Annotated in this window: 24 protein-coding genes; 6 read left to right on the top strand and 18 right to left on the bottom strand. The window is 31.8% G+C overall.

The features are described from left to right. Positions 1–54: 54 nt before the first annotated feature. From ltaS to CD111_RS11980, 6 genes are all read right to left on the bottom strand, one after another. The gene (gene ltaS / locus CD111_RS12005) at positions 55–1,995 is read right to left on the bottom strand and encodes a polyglycerol-phosphate lipoteichoic acid synthase LtaS (RefSeq protein WP_095089330.1); all 1,941 of its coding nucleotides are present in this window, start codon (positions 1,993–1,995) and stop codon (positions 55–57) included. Positions 1,996–2,195: 200 nt separating this feature from the next. Then, the gene (locus tag CD111_RS12000; protein ID WP_095089333.1) at positions 2,196–3,200 is read right to left on the bottom strand and encodes a 5-oxoprolinase subunit C family protein; all 1,005 of its coding nucleotides are present in this window, start codon (positions 3,198–3,200) and stop codon (positions 2,196–2,198) included. Then, the gene (locus CD111_RS11995; protein WP_095089336.1) at positions 3,191–3,889 is read right to left on the bottom strand and encodes a carboxyltransferase domain-containing protein; all 699 of its coding nucleotides are present in this window, start codon (positions 3,887–3,889) and stop codon (positions 3,191–3,193) included. The genes CD111_RS12000 and CD111_RS11995 overlap by 10 nt, the downstream gene beginning before the upstream one ends. Before the next feature lie 35 nt (positions 3,890–3,924). Further along, the gene (locus CD111_RS11990; protein WP_095089339.1) at positions 3,925–4,140 is read right to left on the bottom strand and encodes a hypothetical protein; all 216 of its coding nucleotides are present in this window, start codon (positions 4,138–4,140) and stop codon (positions 3,925–3,927) included. 61 nt (positions 4,141–4,201) lie between these two features. Then, positions 4,202–5,929: a chorismate-binding protein gene (locus tag CD111_RS11985; RefSeq protein ID WP_095089342.1), complete on the bottom strand. Its 1,728-nt coding sequence runs from the start codon at positions 5,927–5,929 to the stop codon at positions 4,202–4,204. Further along, positions 5,907–6,509 carry an anthranilate synthase component II gene (locus CD111_RS11980; RefSeq protein ID WP_095089344.1) on the bottom strand — a complete coding sequence of 201 codons (603 nt, stop codon included), beginning with the start codon at positions 6,507–6,509 and terminating at the stop codon, positions 5,907–5,909. The genes CD111_RS11985 and CD111_RS11980 overlap by 23 nt, the downstream gene beginning before the upstream one ends. A 204-nt stretch (positions 6,510–6,713) precedes the next feature. Here CD111_RS11980 and queC point away from each other — a divergent pair, with 204 nt between their 5' ends. Genes queC through queE form a run of 3 tightly spaced genes read left to right on the top strand, consistent with a single transcriptional unit; the run spans position 6,714 to position 8,516 of the window. Beyond that, on the top strand, positions 6,714–7,382 hold the full coding sequence (gene queC, locus CD111_RS11975; RefSeq protein ID WP_095089346.1) for a 7-cyano-7-deazaguanine synthase QueC: 669 nt from the start codon (positions 6,714–6,716) through the stop codon (positions 7,380–7,382). Continuing rightward, the gene (gene queD / locus CD111_RS11970; protein WP_095089348.1) at positions 7,382–7,813 is read left to right on the top strand and encodes a 6-carboxytetrahydropterin synthase QueD; all 432 of its coding nucleotides are present in this window, start codon (positions 7,382–7,384) and stop codon (positions 7,811–7,813) included. The genes queC and queD overlap by 1 nt, the downstream gene beginning before the upstream one ends. Further along, positions 7,806–8,516 (top strand): 7-carboxy-7-deazaguanine synthase QueE, encoded by a 711-nt coding sequence (gene queE, locus CD111_RS11965; RefSeq protein WP_095089350.1) that lies wholly within the window; start codon positions 7,806–7,808, stop codon positions 8,514–8,516. The genes queD and queE overlap by 8 nt, the downstream gene beginning before the upstream one ends. A 455-nt stretch (positions 8,517–8,971) precedes the next feature. On the opposite strand, the gene CD111_RS11955 is transcribed toward queE, so the two are convergent. Both CD111_RS11955 and CD111_RS11950 read right to left on the bottom strand, forming a co-directional pair. Then, positions 8,972–9,631: a DUF1129 family protein gene (locus CD111_RS11955; RefSeq protein WP_158245710.1), complete on the bottom strand. Its 660-nt coding sequence runs from the start codon at positions 9,629–9,631 to the stop codon at positions 8,972–8,974. A 3-nt stretch (positions 9,632–9,634) separates the two neighbouring features. After that, entirely contained in the window at positions 9,635–9,958 is a 324-nt protein-coding gene (locus CD111_RS11950; RefSeq protein WP_095089356.1) for a PadR family transcriptional regulator, read from the bottom strand. A gap of 181 nt (positions 9,959–10,139) precedes the next feature. Here CD111_RS11950 and CD111_RS11945 point away from each other — a divergent pair, with 181 nt between their 5' ends. Next, complete coding sequence (locus tag CD111_RS11945) at positions 10,140–10,781, top strand: hypothetical protein (RefSeq protein ID WP_095089358.1); 642 nt, start codon at positions 10,140–10,142, stop codon at positions 10,779–10,781. Between the two features lie 50 nt (positions 10,782–10,831). Next, positions 10,832–11,080, top strand: coding sequence for a GlsB/YeaQ/YmgE family stress response membrane protein (locus CD111_RS11940; protein ID WP_095089360.1), 249 nt, complete (start codon positions 10,832–10,834; stop codon positions 11,078–11,080). A 101-nt stretch (positions 11,081–11,181) separates the two neighbouring features. Here CD111_RS11940 and CD111_RS11935 read toward each other — a convergent pair whose 3' ends face one another. The 8 genes from CD111_RS11935 to CD111_RS11900 form a co-directional block, all read right to left on the bottom strand. Further along, positions 11,182–11,904: a YwiC-like family protein gene (locus CD111_RS11935; protein WP_095089362.1), complete on the bottom strand. Its 723-nt coding sequence runs from the start codon at positions 11,902–11,904 to the stop codon at positions 11,182–11,184. Positions 11,905–11,992: 88 nt separating this feature from the next. Then, positions 11,993–12,817: an aldo/keto reductase gene (locus CD111_RS11930; protein WP_095089364.1), complete on the bottom strand. Its 825-nt coding sequence runs from the start codon at positions 12,815–12,817 to the stop codon at positions 11,993–11,995. Then, on the bottom strand, positions 12,810–13,553 hold the full coding sequence (locus CD111_RS11925) for a pseudouridine synthase (RefSeq protein WP_095090172.1): 744 nt from the start codon (positions 13,551–13,553) through the stop codon (positions 12,810–12,812). Before CD111_RS11925 ends, CD111_RS11930 begins: the two co-directional genes overlap by 8 nt. A 203-nt stretch (positions 13,554–13,756) precedes the next feature. After that, entirely contained in the window at positions 13,757–15,103 is a 1,347-nt protein-coding gene (locus tag CD111_RS11920; RefSeq protein WP_095089367.1) for a hemolysin family protein, read from the bottom strand. Between the two features lie 215 nt (positions 15,104–15,318). Continuing rightward, positions 15,319–16,107: an alpha/beta fold hydrolase gene (locus tag CD111_RS11915; protein ID WP_095089371.1), complete on the bottom strand. Its 789-nt coding sequence runs from the start codon at positions 16,105–16,107 to the stop codon at positions 15,319–15,321. Between the two features lie 239 nt (positions 16,108–16,346). After that, on the bottom strand, positions 16,347–18,278 hold the full coding sequence (locus CD111_RS11910; RefSeq protein ID WP_095089375.1) for a PTS fructose transporter subunit IIABC: 1,932 nt from the start codon (positions 18,276–18,278) through the stop codon (positions 16,347–16,349). 18 nt (positions 18,279–18,296) lie between these two features. Beyond that, positions 18,297–19,208 carry a 1-phosphofructokinase gene (gene pfkB / locus CD111_RS11905; RefSeq protein ID WP_095089379.1) on the bottom strand — a complete coding sequence of 304 codons (912 nt, stop codon included), beginning with the start codon at positions 19,206–19,208 and terminating at the stop codon, positions 18,297–18,299. Beyond that, positions 19,205–19,966 carry a DeoR/GlpR family DNA-binding transcription regulator gene (locus CD111_RS11900; RefSeq protein ID WP_095089383.1) on the bottom strand — a complete coding sequence of 254 codons (762 nt, stop codon included), beginning with the start codon at positions 19,964–19,966 and terminating at the stop codon, positions 19,205–19,207. Before CD111_RS11900 ends, pfkB begins: the two co-directional genes overlap by 4 nt. 173 nt (positions 19,967–20,139) lie before the next feature. Here CD111_RS11900 and CD111_RS11895 point away from each other — a divergent pair, with 173 nt between their 5' ends. Next, positions 20,140–21,342, top strand: a complete 1,203-nt coding sequence (locus CD111_RS11895; protein WP_095089386.1) for a M20 metallopeptidase family protein — start codon at positions 20,140–20,142, stop codon at positions 21,340–21,342. Positions 21,343–21,504: 162 nt separating this feature from the next. Here CD111_RS11895 and CD111_RS11890 read toward each other — a convergent pair whose 3' ends face one another. Further along, on the bottom strand, positions 21,505–22,413 hold the full coding sequence (locus CD111_RS11890; protein ID WP_095089387.1) for an aldo/keto reductase: 909 nt from the start codon (positions 22,411–22,413) through the stop codon (positions 21,505–21,507). A gap of 12 nt (positions 22,414–22,425) precedes the next feature. Then, a complete protein-coding gene (locus CD111_RS11885; protein ID WP_095089389.1) occupies positions 22,426–23,349 on the bottom strand; it encodes a CobW family GTP-binding protein in 924 nt (307 codons plus the stop codon). Positions 23,350–23,490: the final 141 nt, after the last annotated feature.

The raw sequence follows: 23,490 nt of genomic DNA, 5'->3' as shown, positions 1-23,490 counted from the left end.
TATTAAATTAAAAAAACAGCAAGCAAAGTTGATCCTTTGCTTGCTGCTTTTATTTTATTCTTCTTTATAACCGTTACCTGATTTATATTGATAATCTGATGGCTTAATTTTCTTGAAATCAGGATTATCATAGAATCTGAATAAATCACCATGTAACAGTTGGTCAGATAATTCTAGTTCTTTTTCTACATTATTTTTCTTTTCTTCTAAGTCTTTAGGTTTTGCTTTCATTGGTTTATTTGTCTTATTATCATAAACCGTATTACCGATTGATTTATATTGTGGCGTAATAAAGTCACCATTTCTAAATGCCACTGTTTGATCATGACCTTTAGATAATAAATCTGTACCAAACATGAGATAATTATTAGACTTAATACCTAATACATCTAGCAATGTAGGCATTACATCAGTTTGACCACCGTATGTTTCGTCAACGCCACCTTTTAGTCCAGGTACTTTTAAGAAGAACGGTGTTCTATTTAAGTCCATAAACTTAGCTGGTGTAATTTCATCTTCACCTAATAAGTTTGCCATTGCTTTATTGTGATTTTCTGATATACCGTAATGGTCACCATAAATCATAATAACAGAATCGTCATATAGGCCTTCTTTTTTGAGCTGTTTAACAAATTGTTCTAATGACTCATCTAAATAACGAGCAGTTTGAATATAACCATCTAATGTTGAGCTACCTGTGTTAGGTTTTTCAATTGTTGCGTCTTCTTTTTTCACAGTAAATGGATAATGATTAGTTAATGTTATTAAATGAGAATAGAACGGTTGTTTTTGTTCTTTTAGATGGGCAATTGACTCATCAAAGAACACTTTATCTTTAAGTCCTAAGTTCTCAAGGTTTTCTTGTTTCATATCATAATAAGTTGCATCATAGAATTTATCTACACCAAAGTGTTTATACACTTGATCTCTGTTCCAGAACGTCTTGTAGTCACCATGCATTACTGATGTTTCATACCCTTGTTTCTGGTTCAAGATAGCTGGTAGAGATTGGTACGTGTTATCCCCTTTAAGAGAATAAGCAGAACCTTGTGGTAATCCAAAAATACTATTATCCATCGTTAATTCTGAGTCAGCTGTTTTACCTTGTCCAGTTTGATGGAAGAAGTTTGGATAATATTTATATCCTTTATCTCCTTTAGCTAATGAATTTAAAAATGGTGTAACCTCTTCACCATTAACTTTAAAGTCGATTAAGAATGATTGGAAACTTTCTAAATGAATCTTGATGACATTCTTATCTTTAGCAATTCCAAATGTTTCTTTGTTTGGTTCTTGATATTTCTGTTTAGTATAATTTTTAACTTCAGTTAAGTCATCTTCACTTGCTAAAGCTTTTTGTGAGTTGTTTTGAATTGTTTTAACGCCGTCATAAACAGTAAAGTTATAAGGACCTAAATATTTAACTAAATATTTATGATCAAATGTTCTTGTTAATAGTTCTGGTCTATCAGATTCAGCAAAAGCTAAATTCAAGAAGAACAATGCTACTGCAACACCCATAACAACTGGGACAAATTTCTTCGGAAATGCTTTTGTAGTGAACCATTTACTTTTAAAGATCAGTACAAATAAGAATATAATTGTATCTGTAAAGTAAATAAAGTCATACCATGAGAATGAACTGTATACAGCCCCCGACATAGATTCCACATTACCAACTTGGTTTAATGTACTAAATGTTAAGAAGTCTGAGAAGAATCTAAAGTATACAACATTCGCATAAAGTAGAAATGACAAGACAAATCCTGCTATAAAGATAAACCAGAATGATTTTTTCCCTTTAAAGAATAGAAAAACACTCAATATCAAAGCAATTAAACTGTAAGGATTCATTAATAAAATTAAATTTTGAACGAGACCCTTTACCCCGAGTGACAAGTCTACATAATAGGCAAAATAAGTCTTTATGGCAATCGCTAACACCGTTAGCAAGAAGAACGCAAAGACGCCAATCTTCCTATTTTTAGTTTTCATACCTTTCCTCCGTATCTCAACTCACATAAATTAAATTTATATATTGTTTTGTTATTATTGAAAGTTGTAATATTCATGTAATATTTTATGTTCAGTATTATAATCTATACTATTTTACATTAAATTTCAACTGAAAGCCATAAATCGAACTAAAAAATGTGTAAAAAGTGCACACAACTGACACAATTTACACATTGAAATCATTTATTAAGTTCTTCGGTTAATTTGTATCTAATCCCCGTTTTAACTTGTTTAATGAATTGAGCATGTTTCTTCATGTTTAATTCCGCTTCTTTAATATTGATAATTTTAAAAATAATTTTCGAACCTTGCTTTTTTTGAGCAAGTTTATCAATATGATAAGATGCTATCGTTCCTAGTTGCGGATAACTAGATAGTGATTGATGATCATTCAACATAATGACTGGTTGATTTTCTTTATTTAATATTACGCTACCTTTTTTAACACTTAAGAAAGGTTGGTTTTTAAAGTTGCTGTTTATAACTGGTTCCCCGTCAAGTGTTAAACCTGTTCGATTAAATCGGTTAGACACTTTATAAACTTTTGATTCTAGTGTTTTTAAGTCGTCATCACTTAAATGTGTAACGCCTTCACCAGAAATGATATGAAATATATCTGAAAAATAATTCAATGCTAACGTATATTGGTCGAGACCCCAACTGGCTGATTTAGATACTTCAAGATTTTCAAATAATTTCTTTTGTAAAGGAGTGTAGTTTCTACACATTTCTATTTCGTCACTTTCTTGAAGAAGACGACCTTTATAGCCACCCATTTCTAATCTAATGCTCGTTGATTTAGAACCTAGCCATTCATCTGCAACTATTCCACCTGCGATTGCTAAGTAGCCTCTTGTTCCTTTATGCGCATCATTAAAGCTAAGCGTTTCACCTTTATTCATGAGTTGAATTTTGTAAGGAGATATTCTTTCTTGGTCTCTAAATGCTGGAAAGTTAGCTCCTGTAATAGCGATTAAAGTTGGTTCCGTAAATTGTATTGTAGGCATACTAACTGTCATCTCGATTAAAGCTTCTTCTTCATTATTTCCTACTAATAAATTGGCTATTCGATGATTCAGTTGATCTATTGAACCGTTCTTTACTATTCCAATATGTTGGTACTCTTGTCTACCTAAGTCTTGTATGGAAGTGTATAGACCAGGTTTTCTAACTATTACTGACATGGTTTATATCCTCCACTCTCTGGTAACGTATCAACGATATGCAACGTGACATCATCACCAAAATTTAATAAACACTTTGTGTTCTTTCTGTCGAATATTTCAGCATTGGTCCAGCCTATCACCGGCCAATCACCACTTGTTTCTGTAGTTGTAATAAACAATTTATCTTTTTCAATACATACTGAACCTTTAGGGATAAATTGTTTGTAGTTTGAACTACTTGTAAATAAGCGATGGCTTAAGCCAGACAAATAAGGACATCCCGGTGTATGCCCAATCATGGAAACAAAATATGTTCTCGATTCAATAATTTGCTGCTTTTCTTCAGAAGTTAAATCAGTGAATAAATTATAATCAGGACCATACAATCCACCAACTACAATATCAATTTGTATTGATTTTTTATTAACAACTCTATCTTTTAAGTCTTGTTTTTTTTGATAAATAATATTTTCAACAAGTTCCTTCATGTATTCAAATGGTTCGTCAATATTATGTTTCATCATCATAGTATACGGATGATATACAACCATTAAACTATTTTCACTTGGAATAACTTCATCAATATACGGCATACGTTGATTGATAATTTCTAACCTAAATTCATTTATTTCATGCGTTAGTTGTCTAGAAGGTTCTCTATCACTCATAATGGTAAGTGCTGAATCACCTTTAGGGTATATGCGCATTTAAGACACCTCATTCTGTTATGCTATACACAGCATCACTGTTTACGATAAAATACATCTGTTAAATCTATAAAAACATGCATCAATTGATATACAAATAATCCTACAAATATAATGACAATCACAAAACCGATATATAAATATGCAAAACTTTGCTTATTTTTCTCTTTTCTTAGTTCTCCTAAAACAAATCGTTTTAAATAAAACAGAAGAACAATAACGATTATTAAATATAATAGCGCTAAGAACATTAATTTTCACCTGTCTTTATATGATGGTTACTATTTTACTATTTGTAACTTTAGATTACCATCAAAATTTTAAATCTATCTTCGTCCACTCTCTTAAACTATTTATCATATAAACTTCTATATCTTTATTGAATAAATCAGATTTATTTATCTTTCTTTCCTTTATTACACCATTGTCTAACAATGATTGTCTCATACAACCATTCAAAAATTGGCCTTTATAAATTGGTGTTATATATTCATTTTCATATTTAAGCACTAAATTGCCAATATCAAACTCTGTTAATTCGTTATGATCATCATAAAACAACACGACATCCGTTTCATGATTATGATCAAATTGTCTACGTGCAGTTGTCTTGTTTGTTCTATAAATATATGGGGCATTTGTTGATAACATGAGCTTGGCAGTGAGTGGTTTATTATTATCAGCTAGTTCTTGAATATTCATTTTAAACACGCCAGAATGATTAATTTCAATCCTTAGCTTAAATGTTCCTGAACAACATTCACGTGTTGCATCATCTAAATGTTTATGCCAATGCGCTATATTTAAATCAATATTTAATGCTTCAGCACCTTTAATGACTCTTTCAGTATGTACTTCTCGTCTTTTGACTAAACCATCTTCTATGCGCATCGTTTCTATTAAAGATTGTTCACTATGTTCTAATATTTTAGTTTTCATTTTAAATTCTTTAATTTCATCATCCGCTCTTGAATCAATTGTTATCCCGGCACCTACACCATAAACCGCTTCTTTCTTAGTGTTAAGTACTGTTCTAATTGGGACACTAAACACTTTTCTTCCATCTGGTAATAATAACCCGATTGTTCCACAATAAATTTTTCTAGGTGTTTTTTCAAGACGTTGTATCACTTTCATTGTTGCTTCTTTAGGCGCTCCAGTAATCGAGCCGCATGGAAATAGCGCTTCTAATATATTATATAATCGCAAATTCTTTTGCATTTCACTACGCACTGTACTCGTCATTTGAAATACTGTTTTGTATGCTTCAATCATGAACAAATTCACCGTTTCAACTGTTCCAGGCTTTGAAATTTTCGTTAAATCATTTCTTAATAGATCAACGATCATCACATTTTCTGCTTTATCTTTGCTGGAATTGGCGAGCCATTGATAATGATCATCGTCTTCTTGAAGTGTGGAACCTCTTTCAATCGTACCTTTCATAGGCTTCGTTAATATACAATGCTCTAACGTTTCATGAGGACCAGTTTGAAAGAAGAGTTCCGGCGAAATAGATATGATATTCTCCTCACTGTTTTCAATATATGCAACATAATTACCGTTCGATTCATAAGTTAAAAATCTATAATATTCATAAGGGTTATCAATAGATTTCGCCTTCAATCTTGTTGTGTAGTTAACTTGATATGTATTTCCGTTTGTAATTTCATATTGAATATCTTTAATATTCTGTGATAATGTCTCATCCGAATCTATACTATTCCATTTGACTATTTGATTATGGCTAGTGTCTTCTGAGAAATCAGTAACGGGTTCTTTATATACTTGTAATGACCCAAAATTTTCTACATCTTCATGTACATCAAATGCTTTATTAAATGCTTTTGCACTTTCATAAGGGAGTGTTAACACTACATAATATCCTAACGTTTGATAATACTCTGCTTGATCGATTAAAGGCGCAACTTCATCAATATTTTGTGCTATCTGGTCGACAATCGGATTCTCAAATTTAAAAGATAACGTTTCATGATGGTTTTGATTCAATATGTACTTAAACTGAATATGTGCTCTCAACTTCTATACCTACTTTCATCAAGAAATTCGCAAATTGTTCCTTTCCGTATTCGCTTAATATAGATTCCGGATGATATTGAACAGCCTCTATTGGTAGTTCTTTATGTCGAACTGACATCGGTATGCCTTGTTCAATAAATGATGAAACTTTAAACACGTCCGGAATGCTTTGCATGTCTGCTATGAGGGAATGATACCTTGTCACTTGAAATGATTGTGGTAAACCTAGATAAATACCTTCCCCATCGTGTTCAAGTTTCGCAACGTGTCCATGTATCGGTTTCTCACCTTTGATGACACGTCCACCAAATATAGAGATTAGCAATTGAAATCCTAAACAAACACCCAATATTGGGACATCATGACAGATGTGTTTCATCACGTTCTTTAAATCCTTATAATCATCAGGATGACCTGGTCCAGGTGAAATGATCACAAGTTTAGGATTTAATGATTCGATTCGTTCAATTGATACGTTTTCTGTCATCATCACTTTAATCTCTTCGCTTTTAGAGATAATATTTAAATATTCTATAATGTTATATGTAAATGAGTCATGGTTGTCAATCATTATAATCATAGTTTTATACGCTCTTTCTTCATTTTATTCAAGTTCATCATACCATACAGTGAACTTGCTTTTATACTAGGATTATATTATCATTTGTATATTCAAAAAACTAAGAGGTTACTAGCTGACACCCTCTATAAAAAACTAGACACCCACGTCTACCTTTTTTATAGAAGGCAGGCTTTTTTTATGCCTTTTTAAAGGAGAAAGACAATGTCAGAAACATTAAAAAACGAAAAAGCACTCGTTGTATTTAGCGGTGGCCAAGATAGTACGACGTGTATGTTTTATGCAAAGGCACATTTCAAAGAAGTTGAACTCGTTACATTTCAATATGGACAAAGACATGACTTAGAAATAGAAGTTGCGAAAAATATTGCATCAGAGCAAGGATTGAAACATCATGTCTTGGATATGTCGTTACTTTCCCAATTATCTCCAAACGCATTAACTGATCATTCTATGCAAATTGAAGATAATGAGGACGGTGTACCTAACACGTTTGTTCCAGCTAGAAATTTACTGTTTTTATCCTTTGCTGGTGCACTTGCCTATCAAATTGGTGCTAAACATATAATTACGGGTGTTTGTGAGACTGATTTTAGTGGTTATCCAGATTGTAGAGATAGTTTTATTAAATCTATGAATTTATCATTAAATTTATCTATGGATAAAGATTTTGTTATTCATACACCATTAATGTGGTTAAACAAGAAAGAAACATGGGCTTTAAGTGATGAATTAGATGCACTTAGTTATATAAGAAATAAAACATTAACTTGTTATAACGGTGTCATGAGCGATGGTTGTGGGGAATGTCCTGCATGTCATTTAAGAAATCAAGGGTTACAACAATACCTTGAATCGAAAGGAAGTTTATAATGCTACAACAAATTTATCCTAGTGTTCAACACCCTTATTCATTCGAATTAAATAAAGACTTTAATTTTTCAAGTGCACATTATATTCCATTTGAAGAAGCAGGCAAATGTCACAATGTTCACGGTCATACTTATTTTATCAACTTAACGATCGCTGGAAACGAATTAGATGAGATGGGATTTTTAGTGAATTTTAGTGAATTGAAATCATTAATTCATGGCCGTTATGATCATAGACTATTAAATGATTTTCAGGAATTTCAAGATAATAGTCCGTCAACTGAACAAGTAGCCCAAACGATTTACAACATCGTTCAAGAATCACTTGATAAACGCTTAAACAAACCTAAATGTGTACAAGTTTTTGTGAGAGAGACGCCTACTAGTTACGTTGTGTATAGACCGGCAAATCATGGTGTAGACCATGCCTAAAATTCCTGTACTCGAAATATTCGGACCTACAATACAAGGTGAAGGTTCAGTCATTGGTAAGAAAACGATGTTTGTTAGAACAAGTGGATGTGACTATAGATGTAGTTGGTGTGATTCAAGCTTCACATGGGATGGGTCTGCTAAAGAAGACATACAATTATTAGAACCTGAAGATATCATTTCAACATTAGATGAACTTGCACCAAATAAATACCAACATGTGACTATTTCTGGTGGGAATCCAGCATTGATTAAGAACATTGGTCCACTCGTTAAAGCACTACAAGAAAGAAACATTAAAACAGCGCTTGAAACGCAAGGCTCAAAATTCCAAGACTGGATGACGGAAATAGACGACTTAACTATCAGTCCAAAGCCACCAAGTTCAGGTATGAAACCAAACTTACCTATACTAGATGACGTTATAAACAAATGTAATCTTGAAAGCTTGTCTTTAAAAGTTGTCATATTTGATGATGAAGACTATAATTTCGCAAAAATGATTCATAATAGATATCCAGAAGTCCCATTTTACTTACAAGTAGGTAACCCATATTTAGATGATACTGTCGACAATCATACTGAACGATTATTAGAAAAATATGAACAACTCATAGATAAAGTGATGAATGACACACTAAACGATATATATGTATTACCACAACTACACACATTACTTTGGAGCAACAAAAAAGGCGTCTAAATATTAAATGAAATGTCTTATATACAAGTAAGACTAATATGAGCAAACAGACATTTAACCCGTAAACCAGAAACTTCATACTAATATTATTTTTTAGGCTACTCATTTCCTGATTTCTATAGGAGATAAGTAGCCTAATTTTTGTTGAGTTCTAATTTCATGATAGGTTTGAATATAATTTCTGCCCATCTTGTGGATTAACTGCTGACTTATTCCATGACTTTGCCCATCTCGTGGATTAACTACCTCGTTTTTCCATGACTTTATCGTATCTCCCAAAAGTTGAACCATAATTTATCCATTAAAGGTGCGCATTCATAAAAAACGAGAAAATCATTTTTTATCATAATTTTCTCGTGTTAATTAACTCTGAAACGAATATTCTCTCTGGATCATCTTCATTTATATTATTTTACAAAGTGAACAATACCTTTAAATTAGCCTTTATTATAATTTTACTTTTTAGATTTAATCGTTCTATATAATAAATAACATCCAATACTCAATATTAAATATACCCACCATGGAATATAAACTTGTGTCATATCTTTAAATAATACATTAGGTAAAATAATTAATAATGCTGGTATTACACCTACTACGATTCCAGAATAGGCCATTTCTTTAATATTTTTATATTTTGAGTGATCAAATATATGATTTTGAATAATACTGAATAATGTTTTTATTATAAAAACACCACCAATTGGTACGATAATAAGCATCGAAACTAAAGATAGGATTGACGTTTTATACTCTGTAAATATACCTGCTATTCCTGAAGCAGCAAAATAAACAAAATAGAAAAACGAAACGCCTAGCAATACCATATTCATGATAGCTTTGTTTGATTCATTTGGCAGTTCTTGCAATATTTCATCTGCATGGGCTTTGACATCATGCCCAAAAAACTCAATTGCAGACATGCCATGAGAAGTTGCTTCTAACAAATGATCTAACACATCATTCAATATTACTTCAGAGTCATATTCATTAACTCTCAAATCTGTTCTTATGTATAATAAAAAATCCTCATATACTTGTAAATCTTCTTCATTTAATTGCTTTCTCTTCAAATTATTCTCTTGTATCAATACTTCTACAGGTTTTTCCAAAATTCACACATCCTTTAATAAATCTTGAATAGGTTTCTTTATTTTATCCCATTCTTGAATAACTAATTTAAGCTCTTCTCTACCTTTATCCGTAATATAATAATATTTTCTCTTAGGACCTTGTTCACTTACTTTGAACTCACTATAAATGAATTCTTTATTTAACAACCTCAATAAAATAGGATAAATTGTCCCCTCACTCACTTCTGTAAAATTATACTCGTTGAGCTTTTTCGAAAGTTCGTAACCATAGACTGGTTGGGATTGAATAATCGACAAAATACATGCATCTAAAAATCCTTTTCTCATTTGAGTTCGTATGGACATATTGATAACCTCTTATCCGTTCACTATTATGTAATACAAATTAGTATGTTTTAAGCTTAGTAAAGTCACGTAAATTTGTCAAATTGTCGATAACTTCAAATCATGTAAATATATTTAGTGATTAAATGTAAAGAAATTGTTATAATTCTAAAATGAGACTAGTTAAGATAAGGAGACAACTATGGCATTTCTCGTTACAATAAATATCATACTGTGTATTATCTTAATGTCATATAACTTTGTAGTAATGAATAAGAAAAAACGTATTAATCATTACGTTATTTCTATAACAATTGCTTTGAATGGTTTAGTTTCCTTTATAATCATCAAAGAAATCAATTTCATAACGATAGCTGTAACAACTATGTTGCTTATATGGGCATTTTTACACACATGGGTTCAAACTAAACATGTTTCAAATTATATTGATAATCAATTTTTCGTACTTTATATCGTAACAATTGTATTTAGTATGGCTTTAAATATTGTGTATTTAGATAGCGATCTTTCTATTTATCAATCTGTTCCTTACTTTGGCGTTAGTTTGTTTATCATAGGACAAATCATCGCTTATTTATCACTTTTCACAAATCCAATTGAGTCGAATGGTAAACGATTAGCTAAAATTTACCAGAATGGTATATATAGATACTTTATACATCCACAATTAGTAGGAGAAATTGCTACAATTGTCGCATTAGTATGTATGATTATCCTTACACCACATTGGTTTTTACTCGTTCCGGTGTTTTTAATTTATGTGTTATTTATTTTATGGCAAAAACTATTCAAAACAACTCATTATGTTTCACATTTAAAGTAATGGGTATATATTTGAAGTAGTAAGAAATATATATAAGGAGGTACACTCAAATGGGCTTTATATTAATGTTAATCGTAGGCGGCTTAATAGGTTGGCTAGCTGGTGCAATTTTAGGTAAAGATATTCCAGGTGGTATTATTGGTAATATTATCGCTGGTATTATTGGTTCAGCAATTGGTGGATCATTACTTGGCGATTTAGGTCCAGTATGGGGTGGAATAGCAATTATTCCTGCACTTATTGGTTCTATTATTTTAATACTTGTACTATCATTTATCTTGAAATTAATCAGAAAATAAGATTATTACATTTACAAAATACAATAGAATGTGGAACAACATATTCCCCATTCAAAAAAAAGACCGCATTAGTTGGATTACTCCTTCTAATGCGGTCTTTTTTATGATAAATATATACTGCCTATAGTCAATATAAATATGGAATTTGCAATTTCTATCATTCCTACATGCATTATTTTAATTTTGCGTCCATATAGAATTATTGATCTCATTAAACTTGGAATATACATAATCATAACGAGCGGATGTATAAATAATCCAATAATGACAATCAGTATATGATAAATCCAAGAACTCCATTTATACTTTAATGATTTCTTTTCTCTTATCATTGTTTTCACAAATAATATTGTCCCAAAGAAGTACATAAAGCTCATGATAAATACGATTGACCAAATTCTTATTTCTGTTATAGATATATTTATGAGCGTACTGATAACACCGAATAAACAGAACATAATAACCGCTATCACATCATTTGTGAACGCTCTTTCATTCTTAGTTTTAGCAAAGTATGCATTTACTAATAATAACGGAATCATCATTAGAAAAATGATTACCGTTTCTTGTTTTTGAATTACAATTGGTAAAAACGTCACAACGACGATAATTAGAAATAATAATGCTGTGTTTATATATCCTATTTGTTTCTTCCTTTTCTTTAAATAGAAGAAAACTTGATCACTCATGAAATATGCTGCTAATAGACCAATATATAATAATAGATGTAGATTAGAAAAACTTGTAGCTGCAATACCAAAAGCAATTGGGACGACGATCATTGACCAACCCCCGTGTTGATTAGGCTTTTTAAATTTAAACATAAAAAAACACCTCCACACATCCATTTTACTAAAAGATATATTCAAAATACATCTTATTTCAAACAATTATGTGAAGGTTTTAATTTGTTTACATGATGCCTATTTTTACATCATCTGGATCTCTAAATTGTCTTTCATCTTTGTTTAATCCATCGATTTCTTCAAGATCTGATTGACTTAATTTGAAATCAAATACATTGAAGTTTTCTTTAATACGGTTGTCATTTTGTGATTTAGGTATAACCAGTCTACCTTGTTGAATATGCCATTTAATAATAACTTGTGCGACTGATTTGTTATATTTATTCGCAATTTTTGTAAGGACTGGATTTTCTAACAATTCTCCACCTCTCATGAGTGGACTCCATGCCATAACTTTTATGCCTTTTCCTTCACAATATGACTGTAAATCTGCTTGATTAAATATTGGATGGAATTCTACTTGGTTTACCGCAGGCACTACGTCTGTATGTTCCAGTAGTGTTTCTAAATGATGTTCTTTGAAATTACAAACGCCTATCGCTTTTATCTTACCATCGTAGTAAAGTTTTTCTAAAGCTTTATATGTTTCAATAAACAATTCATCTTCTGGACATGGCCAGTGTATTAAATACATATCTAAGTATGATAATTGTAGATTCTCTAATGATTCATTGAATGATTCTATCGTTTTGTCATATCCTTGAAAATCATTCCACAGTTTTGTCGTAATAAATAATTCTTCACGATTAATATTTAAATTTTTCAATGCTTGTCCTAATGATTTTTCATTCTTATAGAACCAAGCTGTATCAATAGCTCGATAGCCCGTTTCATATGCTGTTTTGATTACTCTTTCCATATCTGATGACTCTACTTTATAAACACCTAATCCAATCTCTGGAATTTCAACGTCATTATTTAATTTAATCATGTTTATGCCCCTTTTCATTAGATAATATTCTTTCTCTCTTTGGTGTATATGATAACGATTGTGTCAATGTTTCAAATTCTTCTTTAGTTAAATCACGCCATTCACCATACTTAATGCCATCTAGTTTAATATTCATAATTCTAATTCTCTTTAGTTTTCTTACTTCATATCCTAGTGTTTCACACATTCTTCTAATTTGTCTATTTAAACCTTGTGTCAAAATGATTTTGAACGTTTTATCATTTAATTGTTCTAATTGAGCAGGCAAAGTTATTTGATCTAATATTTCTACTCCACTAGACATTTCTTTTAAAAATGATTTCGTTATTGGTTTATCAACAGAAACGATGTATTCTTTTTCGTGATTGTTTTCTGCTCTTAATATTTCGTTAACGATATCTCCATCACTTGTAAGTAAAAGTAAACCTTCAGAATCTTTATCTAATCTACCTATATGGAAAATTCTATCTTGATGATTAACATAGTCCACGACGTTACCTTTGATGTGTTTTTCAGTAGTAGAAGTAATGCCTCTTGGTTTATTTAGAGCAATATAAACATAGCCTTTATCAATTGTTATGACTTCGCCATCTACTTTGACGATATCATCCTCTTCAACTTTAGAGCCTAAAGTTGCAAGTTCATCATTAATCATAACGCGATTAGCAGAAATCCATTTATCTGCGCCACGCCTTGAACAAACACCAGCTTCACTTAAATATTTATTGATTCTCATACATACGTATTCCTCTCTTAATGACTTACGTATCTTTATTTTACATGAAGCAATACAGTAATGAAAATAGAATGTTTTCACAACATAGATGATTATCCAATCTTGCATTTGAGGATATAAAAATCCCTCCTAAGTGTTTATTTATTAATGTCTACTTAGGAGGGATTTATTCAACTACTTTATAGTTAATTTATGATTATTTATTAATCGTCATCTTCATCATCTTCATCAAAGATACTTTTACGTTCTTTAATAAATTCTTTGTGCAAAGCAACCGTTCTAATTTGATGATTCTCTACATCTATAACAACCCATTTATCATGGTCGGTATCTATATAGTCATCTTTTTCAATTTCTGGATTATGTGCTTGTAACCAACCACCAATTGTATCGATATCATCAGAATCTTCAAATTCAATTCCGAATTCATCTTCTAATTCAGTTAAAGTTACACGTCCATTTATTTGATACGTATCTTCGCCAGTTTTAATGATATCGTTAATTTCATCATCGTCAAATTCATCACGAATTTCACCAACAATTTCTTCTAAGATATCTTCCATCGTAATAACACCAGCAGTTCCACCGTATTCATCAATGACTAATGCCATATGGACATGATCTTTCTGCATTTTCACTAATGCATCACTAATTCTCGTAACCTCATGGATAAGTGGTAAGTCATGCACATAGCTGTTTATTTTAATTTGAGCACCAGAAGCATACTCTGTTAAAAATTCTTTAACGTTTATAAAACCTTTAATGTGATCTTTATCGCCATCAACCGATATCGGATAGCGTGTATAATGATGTTCGTTAATAATTTCTAACAATTCTTCAATATTAAATGGTTCAGTTAAAGATACCATTTGCGTTCTAGGTACCATAATATCTTTAGCTAATCTCTCATCGAAAGAAAAAATATTTTGCATGTAGGCTAATTCTGTATGGTTTATTTCACCACTTTGATAACTCTGAGTCATGATAAGCTTTAATTCTTCTTCAGACATCGCTTGTTCTTCATTAGTTGGTTGAATGCCGATCATTCTAACTAATACGCGCGCTGTTCCATTCATAGCCCAAATTAATGGTTTCATAACAACACCAAAATAATACAGTGGTCTACCAAATACTAAAGTAAGTTTTTCAGCTTGTTGTATCGCTACTGTCTTAGGTGCTAATTCACCAACTACGACATGAATAAATGTAACAATTAAGAAACTAATCCCTATTGAAAAAGTTGTCGTTAACGCATCAGGCAAATTAAAGAAATCTAGTGCAGGATGAATTAACACTTCAAATGTTGGTTCACCAATCCAACCTAATCCAAGTGATGTAACAGTAATACCTAGCTGACATGCCGATAAATAATAATCAAGTTCTTTAATCATTTTATGTACAATCTTAGCTGTCTTACTGCCTTCTGATATTAATTGTTCAATTCTAGTCATACGTACTTTAACAAGTGCGAACTCAGATCCAACGAATACCATTGTAAATGCAATTAATACAATGAATACAATAAAGTTTATAATGGTCGAAATTTCCAATTAGTTCCCTATTTCTAGGGATTCACCTCCAAATATTTTGCGGTGACGCAATGGTCACCTTATTATCACTTATATTAAATGATATATCGATTACATATGAATTTAAAACTAAATCCTTCCCATTTAGCGTCACCTCCCCCAATAATAGCATATTGTTTTTAGTGTACCATATTTCGAAATGATTTTAAATGCGTTGAGATTTAATACATCCTATTCTATATAGCAGGTGTTTTCAAATGCTTCATTATAAATTTCGTGCTGATTTCATTAAATACATCTGGTTGATCAATATTGCACACATGACCAGCATCTTGAATAACTTCTATCGAAAAATTCTCATGATCTTTAACTAATCTTTCTACTGGAGGCATAAATAGATAGTCTTCTTCACCCATAATAAATAACGTTGGAATATCTTTAGTTGCTACTTGTAAATGTGCTAAATATGGATTGACTAATTTTGTGAGTTTAACCCATTTAATGAATTGTTTTTGGGAAACCTTTTTAGCTTCATTTACAAACCTTAGTCTAGACTCTTCATGAGACTTTTTAGGCATTATAATATATGCGAACAATTTATATAAAAACATATAAGGCACAAAACGCATGACAGATCGCCCTATTGCCAATAAAAATTTCGTTCTTAGATTAACATTGATTATTGCACCACCTAATACAAGTGTTGAAATTCGCTCTGGATAAGATTGTGCCATAGTTTGTCCTACTATTGTTCCTAGGCTTATTCCTACAATGTGCGTTTTCTCGATTTCCAAATAATCTAGAACATCTACCACTTCTTTCGCTAAATGTTCAAATGAATCATTCTTCTTCCATTCTTTATTTGCAGACTTACCATGACCTCTTAAGTCAACTAATAAAATATTAAAATGCTTTCTATAATATCGCATTTGTTTAAACCAAATTGTCGAGCTACCACCTGCACCATGCAAAAGTGTGACCCATTCTGCATCTTGTTTGTTGATAATTGTTTTGTAATATAACATAATTTCCACATTCCTTATATTCACCATATTCTATCAAAACTGAATATTTTAAGTTAATAATATAAAATTATCATTATGATTTCAATTTTAAACATGCAAGTTTTAGTCATACTTTTGACTGAGGTTTAGTTTTTTTACGGTAGTACATCATTTTCTTCATAAGAAAAAACAGTCATTTCATAAGAAAAACTTACAAAATAACTGTTTTTTCGGATAACAAATAGTATGAATTGGGTATGTTAATTCAATTCTTCTGCTATTTCTAATTGTTCTTTAGTTAATTTAGGTTTCAGAACGCCATAAATTATTGCTGAAATCAGGGAACCAATAATAATGCCTAAGAAAGTTTGCAATACGTGTCCAGAGTCTGTAGCTAATATAACAATTACACCACCATGTGGCGCATGAATGCTCGAGCCTAAACCTAATGCAATTGCACCACCGATACCAGAACCAATCATCATAGACGGAATAACACGTAATGGGTCAGCTGCAGCAAATGGTATAGCGCCTTCAGTTATAAAGGAAAGACCCATGACATAGTTTGGCACGATTGACCCTTTCTGAGCTTTAGTAAATTTCTTTCTAAACAGTAGCATTGATGTTGCAATAGCAATTGGTGGAATCATACCACCTACCATTGCGGCTGTAATAGCTGCGGCATTTCCTTCTGTTAATGCTGCAGTAGCAAATACATATGCTGCTTTATTAAATGGGCCACCCATATCAATTGCCATCATAGCACCAATAACTAATCCTAATAATACAATGTTAGAACCTGATAAATTATTTAAGCCATCTAATAATAAATGATTTAACCACGCTGTTGGTGGATTCACAATATAAACCATTAACAGACCTGTTATCGTTACAGTTAATAACGGGTAAATTAATGTTGGTTTTAGTCCTTCAAACATTTGTGGCAAGTTTTTAAATACATATTTAATACCTTCAGTTAAGTAACCTGCTAGAAATCCTGCAATAATACCACCTAAAAATCCTGAATCTCCAGATACAGCTAACATACCACCTACTAAACCAGCAGCAAAACCTGGTTTATCAGCAATACTTCTAGCAATAAAACCTGCTAAAATCGGTACAATTAGCTTAAATGCACTTTCACTACCTATTTGCCAAAGATTTGCAGCAAATTTATTATATTGACTACTATCTGGTTTGAAAGAATTTTCTCCAAATAAGAATACAATTGCCATTAAAATACCACCTGCAATTACGAGTGGTAACATATTTGAAACACCATTCATAAGATGTTTATAAATAGTATTTGAAATACTTTGCTTTTCATTTGAAGATGAAGCTTGTTGCTTTCCGCCTTTAGCAACGAATGGTTGGCGATTTTGATCGAGTGCCATGTTTATTAATGATTCAGGTTTTTTGATGCCATCTGAAACTGGTACTTGAATCACATTCTTACCGTCAAATCTATTTGTATCAACATGTACATCTGCTGCAACAATGATACCCGCAGCTTTATTAATGTCTTCATCTGTTAAGTGATTTTTAATACCACCAGAGCCATTTGTTTCGACTTTAATCGGTATGCCCATTTTTTTAGCTTGGTTCTTCAAAGAATCTGCTGCCATGTAAGTATGTGCAATGCCAGTTGGACACGCTGTAACTGCAAGTACTAGATTTCCTTCATCATAATCGGTACTTATATTTGTTGTTTGTGCGTCTGCATTATTTTGACTTACTTCATCATCATTTTCATTTATAATATGAAGTACTTCTTCTTTTGTTGTTGCATGTATTAATGCGTCACGAACCGTTTCATCCATTAATATACCGGACAATTTAGCTAATGCATCTAAATGTGTTTGAGCGCCTCCAGAAGGTGCTGCTATCATAAAGAATAACTGTGCAGGTTGTGCATCTAATGATTGATAGTCGATTCCTTCTTTAGATTTACCGAAGGCAATAGCAGGGGAACTTACTGCATCTGTTTTGGCATGTGGAATCGCTATTCCTTCTCCAATTCCCGTAGTACTTTGTGATTCTCTCAGATGTATCGCTTCTTTAAATGCGACTTCATCATTCAATTTACCTGCCTTATTTAATTGTTCTGCTAGCTCTTCTATCACTTTATCTTTACTTGTAGCATTTAAATCCATAGCAATGGTTTCTTTCGTTAATAATTCTGTTATTCTCATTTATTTTCCCTCCCTGTTTTACAAAATTGCCACATTTACTTGTGGTAATATTTTGTCGATATCTTCTTTATTAGCTAAATCTGCATTAAACGCAGTTGCTGTTCCGCAACTCACCGCAAGTTTGAATGCATCTTCAATATTTAATTGTTTCTCTAGACCAGCCACCATACCTGCAACTGTACTATCACCTGAACCAACAGTGTTTATAACTTCCCCTTGTGGCACAGTTGCTTTTAATTTAATTTGTGAGTCTACATAAATTGCCCCATCACCACCTAAAGACACAATGACCGATTGTGCACCTTCATCTATTAGCTTCTGAGCACACTCTATTATCTGGTTATCTGACTTTATTTCAATTCCAAAAATTTCTTCTAATTCAGTCTTATTTGGTTTAACAAACTTTGGATTATAAGGCAAAATAGATTTCATTAAAGCTTTTTCAGCGTCTACAATGAGTGTTGCTTTTGTTTCTTTCAAGATTTCAGCTATTTCTTTATAAACTGACTTGTTCAATGTGTTTGGAACACTACCAGCAATAATGACAGTATCGAAAGCGTTAGTGTTTTTAAGTTTATTTAAAAACATTTCATAATGATTCGTTTCAATGTTTGGTCCAGGACCATTAATTTCTGTTTCTACATCTGACTTTAATTTCACATTTATTCTCGTATCTTCTTCTATTTCAACAAAATCTGTTAAGATATTCGCTTTAATGAGTTCATCTTTAATAAATTTCCCGGGAAATCCTCCTATGAATCCTGTAGCAGTGTTCTCAATATGTAGTGACGTTAATACTCTAGATACATTTATTCCTTTTCCGCCTGGAAATTTATTTGTCATATGTGCTCGATTTAATCCGCCTACTTGAAAACCTTCTGTAAACATTACGTAATCTATTGATGGATTAAATGTAACTGTATAAATCATGTTTGTCCTCCATTAATATCGTATTTTTCTCTATATTGATTTATGTTTTCGATTTCATTTAACGTTTTTTTAGAAGTTAAAATATTAATAGGTAAATCCACTTCGACTTCAGCAAAAGAAATTTCATTAAATTTTGAATGATCTACTAGAATAAAAGATTGATTCGCCAATTGAATGGCTGTTTCTTTCATTTTCGATTCATTAGGGTCGGGTGTCGTAAACCCATATCTTAAATCAATTCCGTTCATACCTATAAATGCCTTATCAAATCTATATTTACTTAAAGATTTTTCAGCGTTTACGCCGACATTAGCCAAAGTAGTTGCTTTCACTTCTCCACCCGTCATATAAACCGTGACACCTTTATCCAATAAAGGCTTCACATGTGTTAAACCATTTGTCACGACTACAATATTCTTATGTGTGATATGACGTATCATTTCTAAAGTAGTTGTACCTGCATCTAAATAAATAGTATCCCCTTCATCTATTAGTTGAGCGGCATACTTCGCTATTTCGCTTTTTTCATCAAGGTACCGTGATTCTTTATCACGCATGTCCCTCTCATCATGTCGTTTAGTAACTTGTTTCGCTCCACCGTGTACTCTAATTAAATAACCTTCTTCTTCTAGCTGAGATAAATCTCTTCTAATCGTTGATGAACTTGATTCAGTTAAATTAATCAAATCTTGCAAAGAGACCATTTCTCGCTCTTTAATTGTATGAATGATTAATTGATGCCTTTCATCTGTCAACATGTTATCACTCCTTATCATTGTCATAATAAAACGTTTTCATAATGAAGTCAATCATTTTCAACCAAAAACAGTCATAATCAGTCATATCACATTTGTATTTGTATAAGTCGAAATATTTTATACATAAAAAGATTAATGATATATTCTATTAGTATATTTAAGGAGGAAGACCTATGAACGAATTAAAATCTAGATTATTTAAATATCTCGAAGAAAATGAAGATGAAATGATAGAAATAAGACGTCATTTACACAAAAATCCAGAATTATCATTTAAAGAAACTGAAACAGCAAATTACATTGAATCGTTCTACAAAGATAAAGACGTGAAAATAACGCGACCAGTTAAAGATGAACATGCCATTATCGTAGAAATAAATGGTCATAAAGAAGGTAGAACTATAGGACTTAGAGCTGACTTCGATGCCTTACCAATTACAGAAGAAACGGATGTTCCATTTAAATCAACTAATGAAGGCGTTATGCATGCATGTGGTCATGATGTACACACTGCCTACTTAATGTTATTAGCTGATGCTTTAATCTCATTCAAAGAAGAACTTCCAGGAACTATCAAAATCATCCATCAACATGCCGAAGAAAAACCACCAGGTGGCGCTAAATCAATTGTAGAATCAGGTGCAATAGACGATTTAGACGAAGTATACGGCATACACATTGTGCCAGTAGCAGGTCCTGAATTCATTGGTTATAATAAAGGCCCTTCATTTTCAGGTAGCTCAACATTCAAGTTAACAATTAATGGACTTGGTGGACATGCTGCCAGCCCTCATAAAACACATGATGCTCTTGTCGCTGGAACAAACTTCGTTAATACAGTTCAAAATGTCGTTTCACGAAGAATAGACCCATTAGATATGGGCGTTGTAACTATCGGTGCATTTGAAGCACCAGGTGGATATAATGTTATACAAGATAAAGTAACGATTAAAGGAACTGCAAGATATTTAAACCCAGATCTCGAAGAAAAAATGTATCATGAAATCAAAAAAATATCCGATAGTATAGCATTAGGTTTTGATGTGGAATGCGACCTTGAATATAATTATGGTTATCCCGTTCTGTATAATCATCCAAAAGAAACTGAAAGAGTCGCAAACATACTAAACAATAGTGTAGGCGATTACTTCCAACAACTTGTTGAAATTCCACAAGTAACAGGTTCAGAAGACTTTGCTTACTACTTACAAAAAACACCTGGCGCTTTCTATATCGTCGGTAGTAAACCAGAGAATGTTGACCAACCATATATGAACCATCATCCGAAATTCGATGTAAATGAAGACTGTATGCTTGTCGCAGCAAAATCATTAGCAGAGATTACGTTAAATAGATTAGATTCAAATAATGAATAAATAAAATTTCATACTTAATAAAAAGAGAAAAATCATGATAAAAAAAGATTTTTCTCTTTTTTTATCATGATTTTAAATTTGTGAATATTTTTGATTATAGCCCGAGATGGCCTTTTTCTTGGATTAACTCTGTCTTTTGCATTCATTCATAAAACAGATGTCTTATAATATATCTTTACCTCTTGAAGCGACATATATATCAAACCACTCTTGGTCTGTTAGTTGTAATTTAGTAGCGTTGACCGCTTCGTCTACTCTTTCTATCTTGCTAGAACCAACGATAGGCATCACATTGGCTGGTAATTTTAATAGCCAACTATAAATAATTGTACTTGCTGGAACGTTATACTTACTTGCAAGTTGTTCTATAACTTCTAATATTCTAGTTGATTTCGGATTATTTTCATTAAATATTTCTCCACCTGCTAATGGACTCCATGCCATAACTTTCACATCATGTTGCTGCATTCTATTTAACGTGCAATCTTCAATATTTTCTAATTGATACGGTGACACTTCGACTTGATTCACTGAGATATGCGACTTTTCTCGTTTTAAACTTTCATTTAACAGCTCATATTGATTACATTTAAAATTCGATACACCAAATGCTTTAATTTTTCCTTCATCGACAAGATGCATAACTGCTCGTGTCACTTCATCAGGGTCCATTAATGGTGATGGTCTATGTAGTAATAGTGTATCAATATAATCTGTTTTCAAGTTTAATAAAGAGCGGTCTACCGATTCTATGATGTGTTGATAGCTAAGATCATATCGATGTCCATCAAATTTAGGGTTGTGATCACTAGGTAGAATAATACCGCATTTCGTGACGATTTCTATCTTTTCTCTTAAATTTGGTGTTAGTGCTAATGCTTCACCAAATAATGATTCACAAGTATATTTGCCATAAATATCTGCATGGTCCATCGTTGTAATGCCTCGATCTACAATTTCATGCATATAATCATTTAACTGTTTGTTATTATAGCCCCACTCATTCAATCTCCAAAATCCATGTACAATTCTCGAGTAACTCACATGTTTATTTATTTGAATACGTTCCATTCCAATCATCTCCTATGAAAAATTCACCATATCTAATTTATTACGTAAATATGCTTTATCTATTGATTCACCTATTATTACAATAGTTAATGGCATATTCATTATTTCTGGCTCATAATGAGGCACACCATAAGAATATTGAAATAAATACGTTTGATCAGGCTCTTCTTGAAATTTCAAAAATCCTTTTATTCTCAAAATTGAATCAGGCAATTGTCTTAAAAATTGAACGAGTAAAGCCATATCAATCGGACCGCTAAATGTATAACTCATCGATTGTATGCCGTGATGGTGCTTACGCTCACCTTCCAGATTAAGCTCAACTTTATTGACATCTTCTAAGTTTTCAATGTTTGAATAATTCGTAAAATGTAATTTAGGCTTATGTGCAATTGAAGATAGCGATTGCGTTAACGTTGTTTGATCTTGTTGTGTCAGTTCATCTAACTTATTAATTATAATAACATGCGCATATAACATCTGGTCTTCCATTAATTGCTTTGTTTGTTTCGTATAACGGTTTCTTGCTAAATATCTTGTACCATCCATAACACCCATTATAAAGGGCATATTCACTTTATCTATTAATGTTGGATTTTGACAAGCATCTACTATTTCAACAGGATGTGCGATACCTGTTGCCTCTATCAATACAATATCCGGTTTTTCTTTATGGTATAGACTGTGCAGCACGACTTCCATGTCGTCTTTTAAGGAACAACATATACATCCATTTAGTAAACTTTTACTAGATATATCTTCACCTAATAACTCACTATCGACATCAAACGATCCAAATTCATTCATTATAATCGCAACTTTTTTTCCTTTGTTTTTAGCTTCTAAAATGAGTCGTTGTAAAAGGGTCGTTTTTCCACTACCTAAAAATCCTGTTAATACTGTTACGTCCATTTTCTTATTTGCTATCGTACTCATATTTAAACCACCTTTCTGCAATTATATGATAATCCTTACAAAACTACAAAATCTTACATTATATATATTATAAGACCTATTATTAATCCCATTAATATCATTGATTATAATAATATTTACAAACTAAATTTAATCATTATA

The organism is Mammaliicoccus stepanovicii, assembly GCF_002902525.1.
In the GTDB taxonomy this organism is placed as follows: domain Bacteria; phylum Bacillota; class Bacilli; order Staphylococcales; family Staphylococcaceae; genus Mammaliicoccus; species Mammaliicoccus stepanovicii.
The sequence above is the reverse complement of the archived record's forward strand: the minus strand, read 5'-3'. Positions and strand labels throughout refer to the sequence as shown.

What these genes read in the sequence shown, in the direction of transcription:
- ltaS (WP_095089330.1), bottom strand. Translation starts at nt 1,995, where the DNA reads ATGAAAACTAAAAATAGGAAGATTGGCGTCTTTGCGTTCTTCTTGCTA.
- CD111_RS11890 (WP_095089387.1), bottom strand. Translation starts at nt 22,413, where the DNA reads ATGGAACGTATTCAAATAAATAAACATGTGAGTTACTCGAGAATTGTA.
- CD111_RS11935 (WP_095089362.1), bottom strand. Translation starts at nt 11,904, where the DNA reads ATGTTTAAATTTAAAAAGCCTAATCAACACGGGGGTTGGTCAATGATC.
- pfkB (WP_095089379.1), bottom strand. Translation starts at nt 19,208, where the DNA reads ATGATTTATACAGTTACATTTAATCCATCAATAGATTACGTAATGTTT.
- CD111_RS11930 (WP_095089364.1), bottom strand. Translation starts at nt 12,817, where the DNA reads ATGATTAAATTAAATAATGACGTTGAAATTCCAGAGATTGGATTAGGT.
- CD111_RS11885 (WP_095089389.1), bottom strand. Translation starts at nt 23,349, where the DNA reads ATGAGTACGATAGCAAATAAGAAAATGGACGTAACAGTATTAACAGGA.
- CD111_RS11945 (WP_095089358.1), top strand. Translation starts at nt 10,140, where the DNA reads ATGGCATTTCTCGTTACAATAAATATCATACTGTGTATTATCTTAATG.
- CD111_RS11915 (WP_095089371.1), bottom strand. Translation starts at nt 16,107, where the DNA reads ATGTTATATTACAAAACAATTATCAACAAACAAGATGCAGAATGGGTC.
- CD111_RS11950 (WP_095089356.1), bottom strand. Translation starts at nt 9,958, where the DNA reads ATGTCCATACGAACTCAAATGAGAAAAGGATTTTTAGATGCATGTATT.
- CD111_RS11910 (WP_095089375.1), bottom strand. Translation starts at nt 18,278, where the DNA reads ATGAGAATAACAGAATTATTAACGAAAGAAACCATTGCTATGGATTTA.
- queE (WP_095089350.1), top strand. Translation starts at nt 7,806, where the DNA reads ATGCCTAAAATTCCTGTACTCGAAATATTCGGACCTACAATACAAGGT.
- CD111_RS11995 (WP_095089336.1), bottom strand. Translation starts at nt 3,889, where the DNA reads ATGCGCATATACCCTAAAGGTGATTCAGCACTTACCATTATGAGTGAT.
- CD111_RS11940 (WP_095089360.1), top strand. Translation starts at nt 10,832, where the DNA reads ATGGGCTTTATATTAATGTTAATCGTAGGCGGCTTAATAGGTTGGCTA.
- CD111_RS11925 (WP_095090172.1), bottom strand. Translation starts at nt 13,553, where the DNA reads ATGAGAATCAATAAATATTTAAGTGAAGCTGGTGTTTGTTCAAGGCGT.
- CD111_RS11990 (WP_095089339.1), bottom strand. Translation starts at nt 4,140, where the DNA reads ATGTTCTTAGCGCTATTATATTTAATAATCGTTATTGTTCTTCTGTTT.
- CD111_RS11895 (WP_095089386.1), top strand. Translation starts at nt 20,140, where the DNA reads ATGAACGAATTAAAATCTAGATTATTTAAATATCTCGAAGAAAATGAA.
- CD111_RS12000 (WP_095089333.1), bottom strand. Translation starts at nt 3,200, where the DNA reads ATGTCAGTAATAGTTAGAAAACCTGGTCTATACACTTCCATACAAGAC.
- queC (WP_095089346.1), top strand. Translation starts at nt 6,714, where the DNA reads ATGTCAGAAACATTAAAAAACGAAAAAGCACTCGTTGTATTTAGCGGT.
- CD111_RS11900 (WP_095089383.1), bottom strand. Translation starts at nt 19,966, where the DNA reads ATGTTGACAGATGAAAGGCATCAATTAATCATTCATACAATTAAAGAG.
- CD111_RS11980 (WP_095089344.1), bottom strand. Translation starts at nt 6,509, where the DNA reads ATGATTATAATGATTGACAACCATGACTCATTTACATATAACATTATA.
- queD (WP_095089348.1), top strand. Translation starts at nt 7,382, where the DNA reads ATGCTACAACAAATTTATCCTAGTGTTCAACACCCTTATTCATTCGAA.